Raw genomic sequence first — 2,712 nt, 5'->3', positions numbered from 1 at the left:
CTACAGGATTCTGTACGAAATATGATCTATTTCGTTCAGAGCTATACGATCCGCACCCTCCAGCCTTCCGCAAACAAGTTATCCACACCTCCACCCACAGCTATTGGGGACAAGTGTGGTTTCGCTGCAAATTTTTTCCACAGAAACCCAAGAAAATCCGTGACTTATCCATAATCAAGGTTTCTGACGCCTATTGATCATTTTTTGATCAATCGCTCGAAAGCCATGATCTTCGTGGCTCGTAGCGGATCGCAAACACCTTATCCACAGAAGCGCCAACAGGGATTGGGGGCAAGTATGGCCTGCGGTGGATAAAAAAACGCTGAAACACCATAAGTTGCGCTGGTTATTAATTGATCTATGGGTTGCAGACCTTATTCTGCTTGGGTCGCAGCGAGGCGCGAACATGTTATCCACAGAAGCGCCAACAGGGATTGTGGGTAAACACGTATCGGCTACTGAAAAAATTAAGTTTTGTTGGTGCACGACCGATGAGTAACCGCTGAATATGCGATTGCTTCCAACTGCCTGCATTCTCAAATCATTTTTCAGAGTCTCGAAACGATTTCCTCCGTTTGTCTGATTAACTGGTTAGACGTAGTTTCAGGAACCGCTGCAATGGTCGATGACAATCGACGTAATTCAAGACTCGGCTCCCCAGGTTGGGGACTACTGGAAGTTACACCGCGGGTAGGTTTTTTATTAACGGTAAAAAGATTTCCGAGACCTTTACGCATCTGCAACAAAGGATTGTTCTCGCTGATAATTTTCTGTATTCCAACACCCGCTCTGATAGTGACAGCACCTATGGAAAAGGCCGTGCCTACCGCAGAGACGATTCTGCCTTCTTCTTTGTAACCTGCCAGTTGCATGACAGACCCTGCGATTGCCACTGGAGATCCAACTAAACTGGTGCGGGCAGCCCAGAGGGCCAGTCCCGCAGGGGGATTAGCGATTGCGGTTATCGCGGTTGCGGCGATAATTCCAACATGTAAGCCGATTGTCAGTATTGGTTGAAGCCATTCTGGGACTTGGCCTGTCGGGTCAGTAGCGTTGACCGGATCTCCCATGCAATAGGCATAAGAATTGATCCCACCCTTCCCGAATGGACTCAACCGATCCGGACTATGAAACCGCATCAACACCGGGCTATAGACCCGATGGCCATTGCCCAGGTGATACCAACCCGTGGCACCTTCCTTGAACTGCCCATTGAAACCCAGATGCGTCCCCGCCCGTCTCTGGGCGCTTTGCAGGCCATAGGGGGAATAGGCAAAAGGATTTGGTCCGGTGCGGTCCAGTTCGGCCAGCACGCTTTGCTGCTGATTGCTGGCGAGCAGCAAGGTTCGAGCGAACCGGGTTTCTCCCACGGAGGATTTCAGAGGTTGGATGTTGCGGGCGATGGGCATCAATAGCGTCCTTGATGAGACCTGATAACCCGCGAAGTAATACCTGGCGCTGAAAGGCCAGGTTCGGCAAGCGGGTACTAACTGATCGGTACCCTAACAAACCGTCCTTGAAGGCAACACTATCAGTTCTGCTAGGCTCGCCCGCCACCGGATCTGCCAAGTCTGATACATCAGATCGGCTTCACGCGTAATCCCAATCATCGGATACGGTGTGATCTGCCAGGTAACGACGCTGCGAAAGCCGTTTTTAACGCAGGCGCTCATGGCGCAGCAACGCGCCAGCGGCAAGCTTGTTTTTACGGACGATGCAGCGTGAGCTTCAACGTCAGCGCACCACACCTTCCTCAATCAACAATTTGAGAATCGCCTCGGCCCCGGCTTGGGCCGTCACGCCTTTGAGTACTTGCCCGCCACCGCCACTGGCCTTGGCCGTCGCGGCTTTCATCCGGTCCGCCCCGCTTTTGGCCTTGATCACTTTCAAGCGCTTTGGTCGCGGCTTGGCCGGTTGCAGCGTGGCAACCGCCAACAATTCATCGTCGACGACTTCAACCTCATCGGCCTGCAACACCCCGCGTCGCGCAGGACCGTAGGCGCTCTGACGAGGCTTGGGCGCGGCGTTATCCACAGTTGCCAAAAACGGCAGACGTACCTTCAAGCGACGACGCTGACCGCGCGGCAAGGCTTGCAGCACCAGCGCCGAATCACCGTCGATGGACTCCACCTGTGCCAGCCCCACCACCAACGGCCAGCCTAGACCTTCCGCCAGCAGGAACGGTAACATGCCCGAACCCTCGCCGGTTTCCGCCTGGCTGCCGGTCAGCACCACTTGCGCCCCCGCGTCACGCAGATAAGCGCTCAACACCGGCAATGCATCGGCGCCTTGTGGTTGCTCCAGCACATGCAGTTGCTCAAGGCCCATGCCGAGGTAGGCGCGCAGCGCCGGCTCGGCAATATCGCCGGCATGCAGTACCTGCAAGTTATCCCCAGCCAGTTGCAGACCCAGCTCCACTGCCCGCGCATCCTGCTCCGCTCGGCGTGGCCGACCGGAGGTCGGGTGGGCGCCGATGGACACCAGGCTGATGATTTTAGTGCTCATAACCCTTTCCTTCCCTTAAGCCGCATCGCGCTTGGCGTCGTTGCGGTAAGCCTCTACCGCCGCGATCAAGGCTCGAAGAATCTCGGCGCTCTCGCCGATCACCGACAGGTCGGCCCGTTTGATCATGTCGCAGCCCGGATCAAGGTTGATCGCCACCACCTTGTCGCAGGCACCGATGCCTTGCAGGTGCTGGATCGCCCCGGAAAT

The 2,712-nt window shown here is 55.6% G+C and carries 3 protein-coding genes and 1 pseudogene; 1 reads left to right on the top strand and 3 read right to left on the bottom strand.

Translation table 11 applies throughout. The features are described from left to right. The coding region (locus tag D8U69_RS29635) for a hypothetical protein (RefSeq protein WP_206663072.1) at positions 1-197 on the top strand (197 nt) is incomplete at its 5' end. Between the two features lie 351 nt (positions 198-548). On the opposite strand, the gene D8U69_RS23590 is transcribed toward D8U69_RS29635, so the two are convergent. The 3 genes and pseudogenes from D8U69_RS23590 to D8U69_RS23580 form a co-directional block, all read right to left on the bottom strand. Continuing rightward, the gene (locus tag D8U69_RS23590) at positions 549-1,409 is read right to left on the bottom strand and encodes an RHS repeat-associated core domain-containing protein (RefSeq protein ID WP_130908236.1); all 861 of its coding nucleotides are present in this window, start codon (positions 1,407-1,409) and stop codon (positions 549-551) included. Between the two features lie 325 nt (positions 1,410-1,734). Continuing rightward, the gene (locus D8U69_RS23585) at positions 1,735-2,505 is read right to left on the bottom strand and encodes an electron transfer flavoprotein subunit beta (protein ID WP_056853888.1); all 771 of its coding nucleotides are present in this window, start codon (positions 2,503-2,505) and stop codon (positions 1,735-1,737) included. A 15-nt stretch (positions 2,506-2,520) separates the two neighbouring features. Beyond that, positions 2,521-2,712: pseudogene (locus D8U69_RS23580) on the bottom strand (electron transfer flavoprotein subunit alpha/FixB family protein); the annotation flags it as partial.

It is taken from the genome of Pseudomonas sp. Sample_16 (genome assembly GCF_004307665.1).
Classification (GTDB): Bacteria; Pseudomonadota; Gammaproteobacteria; order Pseudomonadales; family Pseudomonadaceae; genus Aquipseudomonas.
Note: the sequence above shows the minus strand (reverse complement) of the source record. Positions and strands in the feature narration are given on the sequence as shown.